This is a genomic window from Victivallis sp. Marseille-Q1083 (assembly GCF_903645315.1).
GTDB lineage: Bacteria > Verrucomicrobiota > Lentisphaeria > Victivallales > Victivallaceae > UMGS1518.
Map to the genome: position 1 here is coordinate 3729110 of NZ_CAHJXL010000001.1, position 19953 is coordinate 3749062.

Genomic DNA, 19953 nt, shown 5'->3' on the forward strand with positions numbered 1-19953 from the left:
TGTCCCCAAAGCGTATTATAGTTTTAAGAGCGGGGCGCGGCAAGTTCGATTGTCCGGCTGGCGAAGAATAAATGGAAAGAAAAAATATGGATAAGGAATTCATCCGCCTGGATACCGAAAAATGCATCCGCTGCGGCGGTTGTGTCGACGAATGCCCGATTCGGGTCTTGGAGATGGGGCCGCGCGGCCCCCGGGTTCGTATCAGGCCGTGCATCGCCTGCGGCCATTGCGTCGCCGTCTGTCCGACCGGGGCGATCGACAATGTGAATGCGCCGCATGCCGGGCCGGAAGCGATCGAACCGGCAGAATTGCCGGAGCGGTCGAAGGCGGCTTATCTGTTGCGGGCCCGGCGTTCCTGCCGCAGTTATCTGGCGAAGCCGATCCCGCGCGAAACGATCCGGGAGGTGCTCGACGTCGCCCGGTTTGCCCCTACCGCCGGCAATACGCAGGGCGTCCATTTTCATGTCGTCGACGATCGCGCCAGGCTCGAAGAGATTGTCGGTGCGTCGATGCAGTGGGCCGGAAAACTGCCCCAATTGGCGCCGCATCTGGCTGCGATGATCGTTCATCATCGCACCACCGGCGAAGACAATGTGTTATGGGGGGCGCCGTGTCTGATTTTAGCGCTGATGAACGAAGCGGCCGCGCCGTTGTTCCGGCAGAATGGCCGGTTCATGCTGACCTATGCCGGAATTTATGCGCCGGTGGTGGGATTGGGCAGTTGTTGGGCCGGCTGGATCGAATCGGCTGCGATGGCCGGTGACGCGCGGATGGCGGAGTTATTGCAGCTGCCGCCGGGCGAGGCGGTCGCCGGGGCTTTGGCAATCGGTTGGCCGCGCCACCGTTTCGAACGAATTCCGAGCCGCCGGCCGCTGAATCTGACCTGGGCGGAGTGATGCAATCGGCGGTATGGTGATAAGACGCGCCGGCCGTTTCGATCACTGTCCGGGCCCGTTGCAATTGCCGTTCGCCCTGTGGAGACGCCAGCGGTTCAAGCGTTGATTCGGCAACGTTTTGATATTGGGATGATTCTGGTTTCAGGGGGGACGCGATTCAGGGCGCTGGGGAGTTTCGCCTTAACTTGATTCAGCAGGCTTATCAGCGTAACGATGTTCGAATTGAAAACAAAGCATTCATCGAGATATTCTATTGGTTCCCTTTCGATTGACTTGAGAAAATCGGGATTTTGCGAAGCCGGCATTGATTTCCAGGGAGTTGGTGGTAAATTATACGGTATGAAATCGGGAGAAATGTGGTGATCAGGTTGCAGAATCGGATTCCGGTCAACCTGCCGGTCGCGGCCGTTTACAATCGTTTGGGACGGCATCGGCAGCTGGCGACGATGACCGATCGACAGCGCGACAAGCTGGAACTTTTGATGTACGAGGCATTTGGCCTTTGTCAATTGCGCGGCGTCTGGCGGATTATACCGCTTGCCGGCCGCGATGAGGAACAGGTCGAACTGGCGGACGGCACCGTCTGGCGGAGCCGGCGTCTGGTGCAACTGTTGAGCCATTCTACGGCGGCGGCGCTGTTCGCGGCGACAGCCGGCAGCGCTGTCGTCGAAGCGGCCGGCAAGGCCGGAACAAACTATGACGGGGTGCGGGCGCTGGTGTTCGATGCGGTCGGCGGCGAAAGTGCCGATGAGGCGATGAATTGGCTGCAGGCTTATATCGGCCAGGAATTGAGCCGGAGCGGCTGCCGGCTGACCCGGCGGCGGTTTTCTCCCGGATATGGTGATTTGCCGCTGGCATGTCAGCGGGATCTGGGCCGGTTGCTGGAATTGGAGCGGATCGGCGTGGCCGTCAATGAGTATTTTATCATGTCGCCGGAGAAGAGTGTGACGGCGATTGCCGGGGTGGAGAATTTATCAGTACAGGATTGTGGTGCATGACTCGACAGGATTTTCAGGCGCTGGTGCGTGCCAAAGTGGTGATGCTCGATGGAGCAACCGGGACGGAATTGATCAAACGCGGCATGGGGCAGGGCGTCAGTCCGGAACTGTGGGCGATGGAACATTTCGAGGCAGTGGCGGACATTCAGAATTGTTATGTGGCGGCCGGCAGCGATATTGTCTATGTGCCGACCTTCGGCGGCAACCGCCTGAAACTGGCGGAGTTCGGGCTGGCGGAACGGGCAGCTGAAATCAACCGGACGCTGGCGGAGCGTACGGTGGAAAATCTGGCCGGCCGGGCGTTGGCGTTCGGCGATATGGCGCCGACCGGACAATTTCTCGCGCCGTTCGGAGATCTGGAGTTTGAAGCGGCGGTCGATATTTACCGCGAACAGGCGGCCGCGCTGCTGGCCGGCGGGGTGGACGGTTTTGCCGTCGAGACGATGATGGATATCATGGAGACCCGGGCGGTGGTGCTGGCGATCCGGGAGTTGTGCGATCTGCCGATTCTGGTGACACTGACTTTCGATGAAGCGCAGCGGACCCTGACCGGCAACGATCCGTTGTCGAGTTTGATCACGCTGCAGGCGCTCGGCGTCGATGCGTTCGGCTGCAACTGTTCGACCGGTCCGGCGGATATGGTGAAACTGCTGGCGGCGATCAAACCGTATGCGACGATTCCGCTGGTGGCCAAACCGAATGCCGGCATGCCGAAACTGATCGGCGGCCGGACGGTGTTTTCAATGGGACCGTCGGAATTTGCCGGCTTCACGCCGGCATTAATTGACGCCGGCGCCAATCTGATTGGCGGCTGCTGCGGCACGACGCCGGAACACATTGCCGCCCAGTCCGCCGCCGCCAAAACGTTGATCGGGCAGGCGCCGCATCGGGCGGCGTTGAGCGCCGTTTCGGCACCGCACCGCTGTTGTTTCTGGGGGGACGATCAACCGTTTGTCGTCATCGGCGAACGGATCAATCCGACCGGCAAAAAAGCGCTGCAGGCCGAATTGCGCGACGGCAGGATGAATCTGGTGCGAACCTTTGCTTTGGAACAGACCCGGCTGGGTGCGGCGGTGCTGGATGTCAACATGGGCTTGTCCGGCATCGATGAGAAAGCGATGATGTTGAAGGCGATCGATACTTTGCTGCAGGCGACCGAACTGCCGTTGTGCATCGATTCGACCGACCCGGCAGTGGTGGAAGCGGCGTTGCGGCGTTATCCGGGCCGGGCGCTGGTCAATTCGATTTCGGCCGAACAGGAACGTTTGGAAGTGACCTTGCCGATCGCGGCGAAATACGGCGCGATGTTCATTTTGCTGCCGTTGACCGACGAAGGCATTCCGGCGACGGCGGCGGCGCGGGCGGCGGTGGCGGAACGGATATTCCGGGCGGCGCAGGCGCTGGGCTACCACAAGGAAGATATCATTCTGGATGCGCTGATCATGACCGTTTCGGCCGATCAGCGGGCGGCAGCGGTATCGCTGGAGCTGATCGAATGGGCGAGCCGGCAATTTCAGGTCAGCACCACCTGCGGGCTGTCCAATGTCAGTTTCGGCATGCCGGAACGCAACTGGATCAACACCGCCTTCCTCGGCATGGCGCTGGGGCGTGGCTTGAACTGCGCGATCGCCAACCCGTCCAGCGAACTGCTGATGGCGACGGTGGCGGCCGGTGATGTGCTGAGCGGCCGGGATGTCAGGATGCGGCGTTATGTCGAACGCTATGGCAGCGCGGCGGCTTCACTGCCATCGCCGGCGATGGCGGCCGGGGCGGCGTTGTCGCCGGAAGAACAGGTGTTCCGCTGTGTGCTGGAGGGCGATGAGGAAAATATCGGCCGGCGGCTGGAGGAGGCATTGGCGAAGCAGGTGCCGTTGTCTGTATTGGTGGACGATTGTCTGATCCGGGCGATCAATCAGGTTGGCGACTGGTTCGAGCAGAAGAAATATTTTCTGCCGCAATTGATTATGAGCGCCGATGCGATGCGCAGGGGATTTCAGTTTTTGGAACCGCTTTTGACGGCGCGGCAGAGCAGCCGGGCGGCGAAAACGCGTTTCCTGCTGGCGACGGTGGAAGGCGATATTCACGACATCGGCAAGAATATCGTCGGCTTGATGTTGCGCAACTACGGGTTCGAAGTGATCGACCTGGGCAAGGATGTGCCGGCGGCGGAGATTCTGGCGGCGGTCAGGGAGCACGACGTCAAACTGGTCGGGCTGTCGGCGCTGATGACGACGACGATGACCCGGATGGCCGAAGTGATCCGGACCGTGCGGGGGGCCGGTTTGCCGGAGGTGAAATTCATCATCGGCGGCGCGGTCGTCGATCAGGCGTATGCCGACGAGATCGGCGCCGATGCCTATGGCGCCGATGCGATGGCGACGGTGCGATGGGCGCAGGAAGTGGCGGGGCGGGCGGAATAAGCCGGGGAAAAGGCGGCTGGGGCGGTTTGAAAATGCCGCTTTGCCGTATTATAATATGGTTGCGGGTGTAAAATAGATTACGTAGAGCGGAATGAGAGGTGGTATTATGAAGGAATTGGCGGTTTGGGGCGGAAAATTATTGATGGCGCCGACTTGGGGCATGGCATTGCTGCGCGGAGTTTTGTTGATCCTGGTCGGGGTGACAATGATCGTCAATCCCGGCTTGGCGGTGATCGCGTTGGCCTGGGCGTGCGGCCTGTTGCTGTGCGTGGCCGGTCTCGGTTCTTTTGTCCAGGCGTTGAATGTCCGCAGTTATCGGGAACTGTTGATTTTTTACAGCGTGGTGGTCTTTCTGCTCGGTATTTTCATCATTGTTTTGCCGGGCGTGGCCAGCATCGCCGTGGTGCTGATCTTCGCATTCTGGCTGTTGATGTCCGGCGGCAGCCAGGTTTATTTCGCCCTGACCAGGATGCCGTCCCGCGATCCGTTGCGGCTGATGTCGCTGATTTCCGGCGGATTGTCGTTGATCGTCGGTTTGATGGTGCTGCTGAACCCGCTGAGCGGGCTTGAAACGATCGGTTGGCTGCTGGGCATTTTCCTGCTGTGCTACGGCGCGTTTCTCTGCATGCTCTCTTCGGTGCTGTTCAGGGTGCGCAAATAGGCTGTCGGCGTGCGGGATACGATTTTTGCCTCCGGAGCGCCGCCGGTCCGTTTTCAATTCGATGAGCAGGTGGCCGGTGTCTTCGACGATATGATCCGGCGTTCGGTGCCGGGGTATGAATACGTGGTGGCGATGTGCGGGCTGTTTGCCGGCCGTCTGGCTCAGGCCGGAGCGAACTGTTACGATCTGGGTTGTTCGCTCGGGACGACGACGTTGGCGATGCGGTCGCGGATTGCGGTGCCGGACTGCCGGATTGTCGCGGTGGACAATTCGGCGGCGATGGTGGAGCGCTGCCGGTTGAAGGTGGCGGCAGACGCCAATCCGGTGCCGGTGGAGGTGGTGGAGGCGGATATCCGCGACATCGATTTCGAACGCAATATTCTGACCGTTTCCAATTATACGCTGCAATTCCTGGCGCCGGAAGACCGGATGCCGCTGCTGCAGCGAATCTGGGACAGCATGTTGCCGGGAGCGGCGCTGATTCTGTCGGAGAAGGTGACTTTCGAAGCGTTGGCCAACCGGGAGTTGTTCCGTGAAATCTATCACGACTGGAAAGCCGGCAACGGTTACAGCCGCCTGGAAATCAGCCGCAAGCGCGACGCGTTGGAAAATGTTTTGATTCCCGATACGATCGATTGTCATCTGCGTCGTTTGCAGTCGATCGGTTACCGGCAGGCGGAAGTCTGGTTTCAGTCGTTCAACTTTGTTTCCATCGTCGCCTTCAAATGAACCACGTCCACTATGAGGATTTTCTGGCTGCCGCCCGGAACAGTAGACTGGCCCCCTGGGCGGAGGAGCTCTATTCCCACGCCTCGAAAGGATTGTTGGCGGCGAATCACGGCGATTTTCCCCGTTGGCTGAGCGCCTTCGAGGCGCTGCCGGAAATCCATTTCAGCGAGTATGCGCTGGACAGCGCCGTAGTCCGGGCCGGCCGGCCGGGCGATTTATCGCCGGAACAGCGGAACGTTCTGACGGCCGCGCTGCAGAAACTGCACCCGTGGCGGAAGGGGCCGTTCGAGATCGGCGGCGTTCTGATCGATACGGAATGGCGTTCCGACTGGAAATGGGAACGACTGCGCCGGCAGATTCAACCGCTGGCCGGACGGATGGTGCTGGATGTCGGCTGCGGCAGCGGTTACCATGCCTGGCGAATGGCCGGCGCCGGCGCGGAATGGGTGGTCGGCATTGAGCCGGCGCTGTTGTATGTCATGCAATTTTTCCTGTTGCGCCGCTGGTTGGAGCCGCGGGAAAATGTCCAGGTATTGCCGTTGGGCATTGAAATGCTGCCGCCGCGGATGCGGGTTTTCGATACGGTCTTTTCGATGGGAATCCTGTATCACCGGAGGTCGCCGCTGGATCATTTACTGGAATTGCGGCAGCTGTTGCGGCCGGGGGGAGAACTGGTGCTGGAAACCTTGGTCGTCGAAGGGGATGACGATCGGGTGCTGGTGCCGGAGGAGCGTTATGCCAGGATGCGGAACGTCTGGTTCATCCCGGCTTTGCCGCTGCTGGAACGCTGGTTGCGGCGCTGCGGCTTTTCGGCGGTCCGGACGGCGGATATCAGCGTCACCAGTGTCGAAGAACAGCGCTCCACCGCCTGGATGCGTTTCGAATCGCTGGCCGATTTTCTGAATCCGGAAAATCCGGCATTGACGGTGGAGGGGTATCCGGCGCCGCGGCGGGCGGTGCTGTTGGCCCGAGCCGATTAACCTGAATATTGATGTACAACAGAAACGGGAGGATGCAAGCATGGAAGGAACGAAAGCAAGTATTTGGGCCGGATTCGATGTCGGCAAGGCGAATTTTTCAGTCGCGCTGGATCAATTTACAGACAACAAGGCAAAGATTACCTCGAAATTTTAAACGCACGCCGGAAGGCGTCAAGCAATTCTTTCTGTGGGCAAAGAAAACCGTTCCGGAATATGATATTCGGATCGTAATGGAAAACACCGGCTGTTATTCGCAGCATTTGAGCGACTGGATTAATCAACTTCATAAAGTCTGAACTTGCCGCACAAAAGATAAGCTTGATGCATAAGCCATAGCCCGGTTCGGTACGGAACGCCGGCCCAAGCCTACGAATCGCCCGTCAAAAACGCTTCTGACCATTCGCGAACTTTCCCGCGAACGAACTGCTTGATTAAAGCTCGCGTCAATCTTCAAAGCCGCAGGATACGCTGACTTCTCCGATCGTTCGCAAAATCAATGCCCAGACGTTGGCGACTCTGACTGTTCAGATTGAAAAAATCGACAAAGAAATCAAGGACTGTGTGGTTCAAGATGAAGAGTTGTTTGTCGAAGTCCACATCATGACGACCATGCCGGGCGTGAGCTTCATTTCCGCCTGCAGCATACTCGCTGAAATCGGCTCGCTGAGACAGTATTCGGCGAAGGAACTTTCCTCTTTATCCGGCTTGGCGCCTCGAATTGTGGAATTCAGTTCAAGCGTTCATTCCTCTTATTTGAGCCGAAGATCATCAGGACGACTTCGGCAGATCCTTTATCGGGATTTGGTTCCCGGAGTTCCTAAAATTCCGCTTCTTCAGGAATTTCATCAGCATTTGATCGCCAAAAGCAAGAAAAAAATGACCGCTCGGTGTGCTTGCATACGGAAGATGCTTCTGATGCTTCGCTCAATGGTTGTTCATAAGACGCCATTCGATGAAGATTTTTCAAAAAATCATCAAAGAGCCCTTGACTTTGGATACACTATCTTTTGTCTGGAATACCGATGTTCAAAAAAATACCGGCCGGATGGAAGAAATCAAAAACAATACTGGATTTTTTTAAATAAAAAATAGTGGAATAAGCAATTTTTTTCAGTTTTTTTAGTGAAAAATAGTCGAAAAATACAAAAAACGCTCAGGAAAAATCCCTGAGCGTTTCAGTCGAAATACTTTTATCTTTTTTCGAGAACGGCCTGCAGCACTTCCGTCGGCACTTCGCTCAGCGCTTCGATTTTTTCCTGCAGATCTTTCTGTTTGCCAAGGTCGCTCAGCAACTGCTCACGATACTCCCGGAATTTCTTTTTGTTTTCCAGGGATAAGCCGGCCAGCATCGACGTAAAGGCCTTGTTACGGAAAGCCGTCTGTTCCTCACTGGACAACTCTTTGTAAGCGGCAAAAGCTGTTTTCAACGCTTCCGACTCTTTGACTCGTTTTCCTCTCGGCATGATTCATTCTCCTTTTGAAGGTTTAAGCTGATTTACTAATATCACTGAAACGAAATTTTTCAAATTTTCTTTTTCAGATTGAAAAAAATAATTGATTTGACAGGATTGCATAATCTATAAACGGCATCAGGTTCCGTCAATAAAATTTGCCGTTTAACAACATTATTTTTTTCTTTTGCCGCTGCAAGCAGGACCGGTTATCTGCGGACAACGGCAAACCGACTGAAACTTGCGTTGCCGCAAATTTTCCGGGCTGTAAAAGAGAACCGGCGTACACGTCCGACCATCAAAAGAGGCGATTATTCAGACTTGTTCCAGCCAAAGAGAAGAGACTGCGTTCACCGAACCAAGCGGAGCTTTGACCCGGAAATCAGAACTGCATCAGCAATGTTATCCAAGCTTTTTCCCGTGGCTATCGCTACAAATTTTATCAGGACTGCCGAATTATCGGCGAGGTGATCTTTTCGGGTGCGATGTCTCAAGCTCCGCGATATACAGGATAACGGTATTTGTCCTCTTCCGTGATTTTTCTCATCACTCTGCAAGGAACGCCAACGGCAACGACATTGGCCGGGATGGATCTGGAAACCACGCTTCCCGCTCCGATTACGGAATTGTCTCCAATCGTTACGCCGGCAAGAACAGTTGTTCCGGCTCCAATCCAGACATTATTGCCGACGGCAATCGGTTTGGCGATTTCCAGGCCCATCCTGCGCTGTTCCGGATCAATGGCGTGTTCAGCGGTCGTAAAGCAACAGTTCGGGGCAATGAAAACATTGTCTCCGAATGATACTTTTGCCCCGTCCGTGATGATCAGATTGTGGTTTGAATAAAAATAATCGCCTACAAAAATGTTATATCCGTAATCGCACCAGAACGGCGGAGTGAAGATGACGTTTTCTCCCATTTTACCCAATATTCCGGCAAGCATCTGGCGTTGAGTTTCCCGATCGTTGGGATTCAGTTGATTATAGCTGTAGCATTTATCTTTGCATTTACTGATTTCCGCTTCGAATTCAGGATTATAGCACCCCTGGAACAAACAATTTACAGGAACTTGGACTTTCATCATTTATCTCCTTGTGGCGAACTTGGTTTGGTCAAAACCTTATGTGTTAAATTGTTGTTATTGAAAGAGAAAGATCAAAATATCACCTTCGCCTTAAAAATTTTCAAAAAAAACGGGATAAAAAGTTCAAGTGAGGCATTTTTATTATTCGCAAAAACCCACAAAAATGGAAATTCACTTGAAAAAATCATTGATTACTATATCATACGGCGCCGGAAGAAGCAAACCGCCGCTTGCCACGGATGACTGACGCATGCAAACCAGCCGCCGAAAGCATAATTTCCGACAGCGGGTGAATCGTTTAGGCCAGTGATCCGGTTTCGCTTATTTGATAAGACAAACCGTTTATTCTTGAAATAGCAAATATGTAATGCTATTTTAGTGTAGGGAACAGATGCTTATGTAATACTGTATCTGATTGACTGCAAAATTATTGAAAAGAGAAATTTGTAGCTCGTTTTTAGAATTGCAGAACTCAGTTATGGCCACTCATGATACCGGTAATGGAATATTTTTGAGCTGTTATATGAATGTAGCGCAGGGCAGACATTGAATGACAGGCCATAGAACAAAGATTGCAGAGGAAAAGCGACAGTTCAAGCGTAAAATCTTCATGACAACCTTTAGGTTGTTGTGTATCGTAACTGTGCATTGTCTTGCCGTTGAGGCAGAGGAGGAGTTGTCACAGGAGAGAAATTTCATGACAGATTGAAGAATATTTTTCTTTTGTTCGAGAAACGATTGATAAACATTTGGCTGCGGTGGAATATTCTGCGGACTATGAAGTTTATGTTGCAGGAATGATGGTCGCTTCTGTCGTATGGGGGTATGATTTTGACAATGAGACCGGAGATACCCCGGCGGAACGCGGGAATCGCTTATTGGGTTGACTGATGAAATCCCCGAGTCTTACAATGCCCGGAAAGTAAAGGTCTTGTGCGATCACGGCAATCGCGAATTATTAACCGGTCTGATGAAAAAATACGGCAATCAGGCCGAATGGGGGAAAAACTTTTTTGAAAATGAATTTAAAAGCTATTATAATAAATGATTTATGGAGATAATTAACGTGGTTGAATTTATTTGCAGAATTCTGTTTATTGCGTTAATTGGAAATCTCTTTCTCCAAGCGAACGCATATGATCAACTCCAAGAATATAAACCATATTTGAAACAGTTGCAAGAATACAAGTATGCCTTTCAACAGATTCATGGAATTGATGATTTTAATTTGCGGATAATTAATATATCTGTGCCGCAAGGCAGAGAGAAAGCAAAACTTTTATATGGAAAAGAAAGAGAAATAATATTTGGAGGATACGAACTGAATTGCTACTTGATTGATTTACCAAAATCTCTTGTACAAGAATATATAAAGCAGAGAGATTTTGATGAAGATCATCGTAAGTGTATGACATATGACCCAGAATATCAAGAGCATCTTGATGCTTTAAAAATTCCGTTCTATTATATGGATTTTTTAGAAATAAATTATTCTTTTGATCGTTTTATCGCATGGAGTAAGGGGTATTATGAAAATACTGATAATTCATTCTATACCTATCTGTTGATGAATTACTTATGTTCGGCAACCCGTGCTTTTGAATTGCCAAATGATTTTGCCGGGAAAGAAGCATTGCTTCAGAATTCTCCGGACCTATGGTGGAGCCGTTGGTCAGAGATCAAATTACAACTGTTGGATAACGATGGAGGATATATTGGACAGAGTGCCCGTTTTTTATTTTTGGTTAATTTCCCTCAAGAATTGCAAAGTCATTTATTTGATGATAATGAAGCAGATGACTTATTCCTAAGTGAATTTTGTCAATTGGATGGTCGTGTTTTATCCGGTATTGAGAAAGCAGCCAATATTGAGCCATTAGAAGTTAAACTATTATTTGCTTACTTGTTGAGCGATTATATCTTTGAAAGAGACTATCACTATTCAATGCCTTATAATCGAAAAATAAATATGGATCGTTCTTTGAAAAGAGAAATAAATCGAACACGCCCAGCTTTAAAGCTATTACCATTTAAGGATCGATTTGCTTTTGTACAGACAGTTATTGAGAAACGACTGATCGATATGGAATCTTCAGAAGAGTATGATGTATATACTGCCGGTTTGATGACTGCGTTCATAGTGTTAGGTTATGATTTTGAAGAGGAAACTGACATTTATATACCTAATGAACGGGGACAATTATTGTTAGATCTTATGATCAGATACCCGAGCACTTACAATGCCCGGAAAGTAAAGCTCTTGTACGACCACGGCAATCGCGAATTATTAACCGGTCTGATGAAAAAATACGGCAAGCAGGCCGAATGGGAAAAACTTTTCGCCGGAGCGGCGTCGGAAGAAACGACGAAATAGCAAGACACTCTAAGAAATTGTCAATCAATAAATAATCATCTAAATCCTCATGACTTTCTTCATGATCATCATCGCGGCCGCCCAATGCAGCAAGTCCCGGTATGTCATGTACGTTTTCTCGTATCGGACGAGGAGTTTTCTGAAACGGTTGAACCATGAGTGTGCGACCTAAATAATCCACCTATTTGGCTTAAAGTCACGCAGTTAAATGGTTTTATTCGCTTTTTCGCAGGGGACTGAAAAAAGCCCGCAGGCGATTCTGGTTGCCGCGGGATGTGCAGAATTCTGGCCGTCTTGCCCAATGGAACGTTTTTCAACGAGTCAGTGCAGTATAAAAAACCGGAACCGGAGAATTATCCCAGGTTCCGGCTGCTGTTCTCTGCTCCCGGCGTTTACAGGGTAATTGTCCCGGAGGCCACCAGGCTGATGGCAAGTACGTCCAAGGCAAGCAGAATTGCCAAATACCATTTTTCGGAGGTTAAAAATATCGGCGTATTGTCGCCCCGGGCAATTTGCTCTTTGCGCGCCCAGAAAAACAAAGGCACGCCGACAGTCAGGAGTACTGGAACCATTGCGACATAATTGAGCCCTCCTGCGTAAAACATGAACAGGCAGAATAAAAAGCCGATGATCCCGCTGATGGTCGCCAGAATGATTCCTTTGGCGGCATATTGGCGATATTGTTCCGTCCGGCAGAGCTTGAACAGGAACAGGGTCGTGGTCAAATAAGCCGGCAGCATAACCAGTGAGCTCACGCTGTACATTGCCTGCCACGCATTGTTGGCGAAATAGACGACCAACATCGCAATTTGCATGATAATTGTACTCACCAGCAGGCCGACTCCGGCCGTGCCATTTTTGTTGATTTTGCTGAATACCTTCGGGAAAGTCCCATTCTGGCCCGCGGCCATGGGGATTTCCGCGCAGAGCAATGTCCATGCAATCCAGCTTGTCAGAACGGAAATGATCAGTCCGATGTTCATCAGCCATTCTCCCCATTTTCCAACAACAATGGCCAATACACCGGCGGTTGACGGATTCGCAATGCCTTCCAGCGTGTGCTGGGTGGTTACTCCGAACGGCAAAATGGACAGCAACATATAAAGGCAGAGAGCAATCAGGAACCCGACGGTCGTAGCTTTGCCCACATCGGTCGGATTTTTGGCTCGGCCCGACAACACGACGGCGCCTTCCACCCCAATGAAGCACCATAAGGCGACCAGCATCGGAGCTTTGATCTGCGCGGCGACCGAGCCTAAATCCTGAGAAGCGATTTTGGCTGAATTTCCCCAGAAGTTCGCATCGAAGAGAGCAAACTTGAATGAAAATATCAGAATGATGATGAACAAGAAAATCGGTAACATGTTACTGAATGTTCCAATCAAATTCACCAGGCTGGCCCGCTTCACTCCGGCTAAAACCAATATATAGTAGAACCAAATCAGAATTGATCCGCCAATGATGGAATTTAAATTATTCCCGCCGGTAAAAACACCGGGGAAAAAATAATCCAGGGCATCCATCAAAATAACGGCAAAAGCCACGTTGCCGAAGATGGTCATCAGCCAATATCCCCAGGCGGTGATAAAACCGACAAATTTACCAAAGCCTTCTCTGGCATACATATAGACGCCGGTTTTCAGATCGGGTCTGATGTCCGACAGGATTCGAAAGGAATTCGCGATGAAGAACACGCCGAAACCGACGATCAGCCACGCAATGATGACAGGGCCGGCCGCGGATGATTGCGCCGTGTTTTGAGGCAGGCTATAAACGCCGCCTCCCAGCATTGAACTGACAACAACAGTGACCAGGGCAAAAAAACCAAGTTTTGCCGTGGTACTTGTTTTGTCTTTGTTCTGATCTTTTTCTTGTGACATAAAATTACAACTTTCTTTTGAATTTTTTCAGACGGCAAGTCCCTGCCTCTCGATTGCCATACAGGACAGGACCGTTTGGGGCGGCTGCCCGCGAAGCGGCTCGCCGTTATCTGGCGAAAAATCCCCCCGAGGCTTGCCTCGGGGAACAGGCCTGGCCGGACGCGAAAATTTATTTACATCCGGCCCTTTTTAATGGCGCTGGATACCTTACGCGGCTTGAAGGAGGTTTTCTTTGACGCCGGAAGCTTTTTCGCGTCCTCGATAATTACCCTTACCCAGAAATCTCCATTTTCATCCACGTTTACCCCCTGGATTTCATGCTCAAAGCCCGGGAAGTTTTTATCAAATTCCTGCAGTGCTTCAAGATATCCGATAATTCCTTTGTCCTTCTCGGATATTCTTTCTCCGGGCATCAGCATCGGAATGCCGGGCGGATAAGGCACCAGCATGCTGGCGGCAATTCTGGATGGGTACTCTTTGAGTTTGACGTGTTCCACCTTGTACCGCACCACCTTCTGATAGGCTTCCGCCGGTGAAAGAACCGACTCCGGGTCAGCATTGGCGGCTTTATCCAAAAGATCGATGAGTCCAAGTTTGCTCATCATATCATGCATGGATTGGCACAACTCTTTCAAAGTCATCTGCGCGTATTTGGGCGAAACTTCAGCCAGGGACGGTATCGCGTCTGCAACCGGCGTCCCATTGTCATAGAGACGTTTGAACTCAAGCAAACTTTCGATCAAAGTACCCCATTTGCCTTTGGTCGTACCGACCGAGAACAAAATCAGCAAGGTGTAATCCCCGGTTCTGGCAATTTCCGTTCTTCTGTCATCCAGAAATTTGGTCATAATATAGCCGGGAATGCCCATTTTCTGATATTTGCCGTCCGGGGTGATACCGGGGCAGGTGACGGTAACCTTGACCGGATCAAGCATGCAGTCCGTATCGGCGATGTCCTCCCTGGCAAATCCATGCCACTTCGCATCGGGATCCAGCGCCCAGCAGGAAGGTTCGCGGCTCAGCAGCGAGACCGGGGCCTCTTCAAAGGAATATTTTTTGCCCGTTCCGGGATCTTCGACTTCGGTCGGCTGCAGCACGTCGAAGAACCAGTCGCCGGGGGTTTTTTCCTGAATTTTGCGTTTGATACTGACGACCGCTTTGCGGAAAGCGATGGCGTCTTCGATGGATTCCTGCACGAGATAACGTCCGGAATTGCCCTTCATCATCGATACGGCGACATCAATTGACGCGATGATGGGATAATACGGAGAAGTCGTCCCGTGCATCATGAAGGAGTCATTGAAATCGTCAAAATCAAGAGGGGCGCGATCGCTTTTTTTGACGTGAATCATTGAGGCCATCGAAAGGGCCGGAAGCATTTTATGCGTGGACTGGACTGCAAAAATGGTCGGCATATTCTTGATTTTATCGCTGACGCCCATGGCGAATCTTTCCGCATAAATCGGATGAAATTTTGCGTATGCATACCATGCCTCATCGAAATGTATGCGCGGAACACTGTCTTTCAGGGTATCGACAACTTTACTGGCATTGTAGCAGAAACCATCATAGGTGCAATTGGTTACCACCGCATAGCTGGGCTCTTGCGATACGGCGTTTTGGGTGATCCGGCTGTTTTTAATTAAATTTTTAATATGCGCTTTCGACATGCGTTTGGCCGGAATGGGGCCGATCAAGCCGTAACCGTTTCTGGTCGGCTTCATATAAACGGGACGCGCCCCGCAAAGGGTCAAACCATGATTCAACGATTTATGACAGTTTCTGTCAACCACGGTTATCTCATTGGCTCCGACGGCCCCCTGCGCAACGATTCGGTTGGAACCCGATGAACCGGCGACGGTATAAAACGTCCAATCCGCTCCGAATATTTCAGCGGCAATTTCCTCGGATTTCTTGGATGGGCCGGCGTGGATCAGATAATCGCCCATTTCCGATGTCGCCACGCCGATGTCGGCACGGAACATATTTTCGCCGAAGAAGTTAAAAAACTCCACGCCGATGGGATGTTTCAAATAGGCCATCCCTCCCATATGTCCCGGACAATCCCAGTAATAGTCGCCATCCTGGGTAAAATCCTTCAAGGTTTTGAAGTAAGGCGGCAAGAGGTGTTTGTTATATTGGAAAATAGCGGTGAAAATTCGATTGGCGGTAAACTCAGGGGTTTCGGAAAAGAGATAAATGTACTCTTTAATTTCACGGATTAAATCGAGCGGCAATGTGGAAATAAGATCTTCTCTGGTCAATGCAAAAATCGGCAATGTTTCGGATACCGCGCGAATTTCCTGGATAAGCTGCAAAGCCTCTTTTTCCGTATGGCTGTTTTCGGCATCCAAATAGATTCCGACGGCACTGTATTTGGGGCTTTCGCCCAAAAGCGTGATTCCGTTTTCCAGCGACCAGGCATAGTGCACATCGAGGTTCAGATCCGTCAACGCTTTTCCCAGGTTTTCAAGTGCTACGACAGCCGGATGCTCGTCTGCCCAATTGGCAGAGTTCGCGACAAACAGAATGTTTTTATTGATTTTCATTTTCTCCTCCTCAAGATTGTACTTGCAAATTATTATTTTATTGACTCCTCTCCTCCAATCAACAACTATCCTCTGTCAATTTTCATGTCTTCTCCTCCTTAAGCATGCAAAATATTTTTATATTGAAGCTTTTGATGCAAAGACAGTTTGCACCCCAAGACGTACAACCGCAGTCAATGGTATAGTTGAAAAAATATTAGTATTGAATTTTCGAATCAGGAATGATAGTCCCAAACCATACCGACACGATAAAAAGGCAAGAACAGGCACATCATAATTCATCCTCCTCATTTTTTGGGAAAAAAACCTGAAATACTCCTCTATAAAACAATTATACCTCTCCTTTTTCTTATTTTCAAGAGGATATATTCAATTTTTTTTCTTTAATCTTATACGCTTTCCGGTTTGTAATATTACAAATAATGACATGCGCAAAGCTTTTTCAAGGTATTCCGTGTCAACATTCGAATGGCACCATTGACAGCTTGGTAAACTTCTCCAAATTGAGCGAAGTCGGTGCCGCGCTGAATCAAAACGGCGTCAGAACGGAAATGTTCTGGGATGGATTTCTGGATAAGGCCGGACAATTCGACGGTTTCGTCTTCGGTTCTCCAGTGCATTTCGTCGCAATATCCGGCACGATGAAATCCTTTATGGACAGGGCGTTTTTCAGTCCCCTCCACGACAATCCGTTTCAGGGGAAAATCGCGGCAACTGTCGTCAGCGCCCGGCGTTCTGGAACCACGTCCGCATTGGATCAGTTGAACAAGTATCCGGTTCACCGCGGCATGCCGCTGGCATCCTGTCAATACTGGCCGAAAACAATGCCGCCAAGTGATCACTCCGCCGGAACGATGGACGGTTCTTCCAGCAGAACTTTCGGATTGCAGCGGTCCGCGCCGTGCCCGGCGAGAAGCTCTTGATAGTGCTGCTTCTTATACGCGAGAATGTCCATTTGCTTTTTCAGCATCTTGAGTTGTTCCCGCAGGACTTTCTCCTGTTTGAAGATCAGTTCGGCGCGTTCGGGAATGGTGGATTCTCCTTTGAGGCACATTTTGATGTAATGCCGGACTTCATCGATGGGCAGCCCGGTCATCCGCAGGCAATGAATGAGCTGGAGCCACGCCAGATTGTGGTCGGAGAACATCCGGATGTTGCCGCCGGTACGGTCGACGCCGGGAATCAGGCCAGCATTGTCGTAATAGCGGACCGTGTAGGTGGTCATTCCGAGCTTGTCGGCGACCTCTTTCACCGTGTATTTCGGGGTGCGGTCGGAGAGACCTTCAAAGGGTGACGGCTTTTTCACGGGCAAAACCTCAATATTAATGTTACTCTAAGTGTCACTCTAATATATGCATGATTCGTGAGGAATGCAAATTTTTTGGAAAAATCATGTTTTTTCTGCGGATCGGCATTGACTTATAGTTACTGTAACGTTTATGGTAAATAGTAAAGACGAACGGGTGAGCAAACGAATTGAAAAGTAATGGAGACAATGAATATGAACAGGCGTGAATTTCAGAAAAGCACCCTGACCGTAACCGCGCTCGGTTCGGGCGCACACCTCGCCGGAGCCGCGGAAAACCCCGGCAACATGGACAGGAAAACCGGCGAAACCGGACCGCAGGTGACGCGGCGTCCCTACAAAAATACCGGCATGACTTTGCCGTTGCTGGGTTTCGGGCTGATGCGACTGCCGCAGAAGGACGGCAAAGTCGATTACCCGACCGCCGAAGCGATGGTTGAAAGAGCGATGAAAGCCGGCTGCAACTACTTCGACACCGCCTACATGTATCACGACGGCGAGAGCGAGAAACTCGCCGGGGAGGTTCTCGCGAAGTATCCGCGCGACAGCTACTGTCTGGTCAGCAAGATGCCGATCATCATGATGAATTCCGAAGCGGACAACACCCGGATCTTCAATGAACAGCTCGCCCGCACCAGGGCCGGGTACTTCGACTTCTATTTCCTCCACTGGCTGAATGAGGCGCATTGGGAGAAAGCGCAGCGGATTAAAACACTCGAATTCATGAAGCAAATGCAATCCGAAGGCAAAATCCGCCGCCTCGGCTTCTCCTTCCACGGCGAGCCGGAAACGTTGAAAAAAATCGCGGAGGCGCATCCGTGGGATTTGGTGCAGATTCAACTGAACTATCTGGACTGGGAGCTTTGCCGCTCCGGGGAACAGTATGAAATTCTGACCCGGCTCGGCATTCCGGTCTCCATCATGGAGCCGCTGAAGGGCGGAACGCTGGTCAACCTGACGCCGGAAGCGAAAAAGGTCTTTGGAGATGCCGATCCGAATGCCAGCACCGCCTCGTGGGGGTTGCGCTATGCGGCGAGCCTGCCGAACGTGCAGGTCGTGCTTTCCGGCATGTCTGCGCCGGACCAGATGGAGGACAACCTCAAGACCTTTACCCCGTTCCGGCCGCTGACCGACGCGGAACGGCAGACCATTGCCGAGGCGCTGGCGGCCTACCGCAAATCGGGCGCGGTTCCCTGCACGGCCTGCAAATACTGCTCGCCATGTCCGGTCAGGGTGGATATCCCGCGCAACCTTGCGTTGCACAATCAGGTCAAGGGCGGGCTCGCGCTCTTCCACGCAAAACTGGTTTACGACGCGATGCCGGAAGAACAGCGCGCCTCGTCCTGCGTCCGCTGCGGCGCGTGCAAAAAGAAATGTCCGCAACAGATCGATATTCCGGCATTCATGACGGAAATCGCGGAGGAGTTCAAATGATTTACCGTGAACTCGGGAAAACCGGAATCAAGGTGAGCGCCGTCGCGCTCGGCTGCGAGGGCTTCGCCGGAAAAACGCGCCCGGACGCGCAGGCGCTGATGGATTGCGCCGTCGCCAACGGCGTCAACTTCATCGACCTCTACGCTTCCGAGCCGGAACTGCGTTCGACCATCGGTGCGGTTCTGCGCGGGCGGCGGAAAGGGTTTGTGATTCAGGGACATATCGGTTCCGTCTGGAAAAACGGCCAGTATGAACGGACGCGCGATGTAGCGGCGTCCCGGGCCGCTTTCGACGACCTGCTCGAACGTCTTGAAACCGATTATCTCGATGTCGGCATGATCCATTACTGTGACCAACTCGAAGACTTCCGCCGCATTTTCGACGGAGAATTCATTGAATACGTCAAAGAGTTGAAAGCGGCCGGGAAAATCCGTTCCATCGGAATCTCCAGCCACAATCCGGCCGTCGCCAAAATGGCGGTCGAAACCGGCCTGGTGGAAGTCCTGATGTTCTCCGTCAATCCCTGCTACGATCTGCAGCCGCCGGATGAGGACGTGGAAAAGCTGTGGGCGGACGAAGTCTACGAACAAAGCTTCCACAATTTCAATTCCGAGCGGGAAGCGCTGTATGAACTCTGCGAACGGCGCGGTGTCGGCATCGATGTGATGAAAGCCTTTGCCGGCGGCGATCTCCTGAAAGCCGACCAGTCGATGTTCGACAGGGCGATGACGCCGGTTCAGGCGTTGAATTATGCGTTGACCCGTCCGGCGGTCGCCGCGGTGATGGCCGGCTGCCGGACGATTCCGGAACTGGAGGCGGTGCTGGCATGGTGTACCGCAACCGAGGCCGAGAAGGATTATTCGACGGTGCTGGCCGGGCTGGAAAAGTGTTCCTGGTCGGGACACTGCATGTACTGCGGCCATTGCGCCCCGTGTCCGAAACACATCAGCGTGGCGGACGTGAACAAGTATTTGAATCTGGCCTTGGCGCAGGGCGAAATCCCGGAGACTGTCCGGGAACACTACCGGCTTCTGCCGCATCACGCATCGGAGTGCATTCAGTGCGGCGCATGCGAAAAACGCTGTCCGTTTCACGTCCCGATCCGGGAAAAGATGAAGCAGGCGGCGGGCCTGTTCGGGATATAGCCGGAAGTCAAAATATAAAGGACATACAACATGGCCGATGCCTTGC

Annotated in this window: 17 protein-coding genes; 12 read left to right on the plus strand and 5 right to left on the minus strand. The window is 51.9% G+C overall.

Features of this window, described 5'->3' with window-relative positions; all coding sequences use genetic code 11:
* Positions 1-86: 86 nt before the first annotated feature.
* From HWX74_RS15425 to HWX74_RS15455, 7 genes are all read left to right on the plus strand, one after another.
* Positions 87-896 (plus strand): nitroreductase family protein, encoded by an 810-nt coding sequence (locus HWX74_RS15425; protein ID WP_176014388.1) that lies wholly within the window; start codon positions 87-89, stop codon positions 894-896.
* Between the two features lie 359 nt (positions 897-1255).
* Positions 1256-1894 carry a hypothetical protein gene (locus HWX74_RS15430; protein WP_176014389.1) on the plus strand — a complete coding sequence of 213 codons (639 nt, stop codon included), beginning with the start codon at positions 1256-1258 and terminating at the stop codon, positions 1892-1894.
* Positions 1891-4314, plus strand: coding sequence for a homocysteine S-methyltransferase family protein (locus tag HWX74_RS15435; RefSeq protein ID WP_176014390.1), 2424 nt, complete (start codon positions 1891-1893; stop codon positions 4312-4314). The genes HWX74_RS15430 and HWX74_RS15435 overlap by 4 nt, the downstream gene beginning before the upstream one ends.
* Positions 4315-4420: 106 nt before the next feature.
* Positions 4421-4975, plus strand: coding sequence for an HdeD family acid-resistance protein (locus HWX74_RS15440; protein WP_176014391.1), 555 nt, complete (start codon positions 4421-4423; stop codon positions 4973-4975).
* Positions 4976-4984: 9 nt separating this feature from the next.
* The gene (gene cmoA, locus HWX74_RS15445; protein WP_176014392.1) at positions 4985-5704 is read left to right on the plus strand and encodes a carboxy-S-adenosyl-L-methionine synthase CmoA; all 720 of its coding nucleotides are present in this window, start codon (positions 4985-4987) and stop codon (positions 5702-5704) included.
* A complete protein-coding gene (cmoB, locus tag HWX74_RS15450; protein ID WP_176014393.1) occupies positions 5701-6684 on the plus strand; it encodes a tRNA 5-methoxyuridine(34)/uridine 5-oxyacetic acid(34) synthase CmoB in 984 nt (327 codons plus the stop codon). The genes cmoA and cmoB overlap by 4 nt, the downstream gene beginning before the upstream one ends.
* 507 nt (positions 6685-7191) lie before the next feature.
* The gene (locus HWX74_RS15455) at positions 7192-7776 is read left to right on the plus strand and encodes a transposase (RefSeq protein WP_176014394.1); all 585 of its coding nucleotides are present in this window, start codon (positions 7192-7194) and stop codon (positions 7774-7776) included.
* 98 nt (positions 7777-7874) lie between these two features.
* On the opposite strand, the gene HWX74_RS15460 is transcribed toward HWX74_RS15455, so the two are convergent.
* Positions 7875-8147, minus strand: coding sequence for a hypothetical protein (locus tag HWX74_RS15460; RefSeq protein ID WP_176014395.1), 273 nt, complete (start codon positions 8145-8147; stop codon positions 7875-7877).
* Positions 8148-8625: 478 nt separating this feature from the next.
* Positions 8626-9219 (minus strand): sugar O-acetyltransferase, encoded by a 594-nt coding sequence (locus HWX74_RS15465; protein WP_217704976.1) that lies wholly within the window; start codon positions 9217-9219, stop codon positions 8626-8628.
* Positions 9220-10102: 883 nt separating this feature from the next.
* Between HWX74_RS15465 and HWX74_RS15470 the strand changes: the two genes are divergently transcribed.
* Both HWX74_RS15470 and HWX74_RS15475 read left to right on the plus strand, forming a co-directional pair.
* The gene (locus HWX74_RS15470; RefSeq protein WP_176014396.1) at positions 10103-10267 is read left to right on the plus strand and encodes a hypothetical protein; all 165 of its coding nucleotides are present in this window, start codon (positions 10103-10105) and stop codon (positions 10265-10267) included.
* An 18-nt stretch (positions 10268-10285) separates the two neighbouring features.
* Positions 10286-11593 carry a hypothetical protein gene (locus tag HWX74_RS15475; RefSeq protein WP_176014397.1) on the plus strand — a complete coding sequence of 436 codons (1308 nt, stop codon included), beginning with the start codon at positions 10286-10288 and terminating at the stop codon, positions 11591-11593.
* A 392-nt stretch (positions 11594-11985) separates the two neighbouring features.
* Here HWX74_RS15475 and HWX74_RS15480 read toward each other — a convergent pair whose 3' ends face one another.
* Together HWX74_RS15480 and HWX74_RS15485 are read right to left on the minus strand one after the other, a co-directional pair.
* Complete coding sequence (locus HWX74_RS15480; RefSeq protein WP_176014398.1) at positions 11986-13473, minus strand: basic amino acid/polyamine antiporter; 1488 nt, start codon at positions 13471-13473, stop codon at positions 11986-11988.
* Positions 13474-13646: 173 nt separating this feature from the next.
* Positions 13647-16022 carry an Orn/Lys/Arg decarboxylase N-terminal domain-containing protein gene (locus tag HWX74_RS15485; protein ID WP_176014399.1) on the minus strand — a complete coding sequence of 792 codons (2376 nt, stop codon included), beginning with the start codon at positions 16020-16022 and terminating at the stop codon, positions 13647-13649.
* Between the two features lie 551 nt (positions 16023-16573).
* Between HWX74_RS15485 and HWX74_RS20730 the strand changes: the two genes are divergently transcribed.
* Complete coding sequence (locus HWX74_RS20730) at positions 16574-16945, plus strand: flavodoxin family protein (protein WP_368506832.1); 372 nt, start codon at positions 16574-16576, stop codon at positions 16943-16945.
* On the opposite strand, the gene HWX74_RS15495 is transcribed toward HWX74_RS20730, so the two are convergent.
* Positions 16861-17328 (minus strand): MerR family transcriptional regulator, encoded by a 468-nt coding sequence (locus HWX74_RS15495; protein ID WP_176014401.1) that lies wholly within the window; start codon positions 17326-17328, stop codon positions 16861-16863. The two genes, HWX74_RS20730 and HWX74_RS15495, sit on opposite strands and share 85 nt — an antisense overlap.
* 195 nt (positions 17329-17523) lie before the next feature.
* Between HWX74_RS15495 and HWX74_RS15500 the strand changes: the two genes are divergently transcribed.
* Together HWX74_RS15500 and HWX74_RS15505 are read left to right on the plus strand one after the other, a co-directional pair.
* Positions 17524-18762, plus strand: coding sequence for an aldo/keto reductase (locus HWX74_RS15500; protein ID WP_217704977.1), 1239 nt, complete (start codon positions 17524-17526; stop codon positions 18760-18762).
* Positions 18759-19907: an aldo/keto reductase gene (locus HWX74_RS15505; protein ID WP_176014402.1), complete on the plus strand. Its 1149-nt coding sequence runs from the start codon at positions 18759-18761 to the stop codon at positions 19905-19907. Before HWX74_RS15500 ends, HWX74_RS15505 begins: the two co-directional genes overlap by 4 nt.
* The last annotated feature ends 46 nt before the right edge of the window (positions 19908-19953 follow it).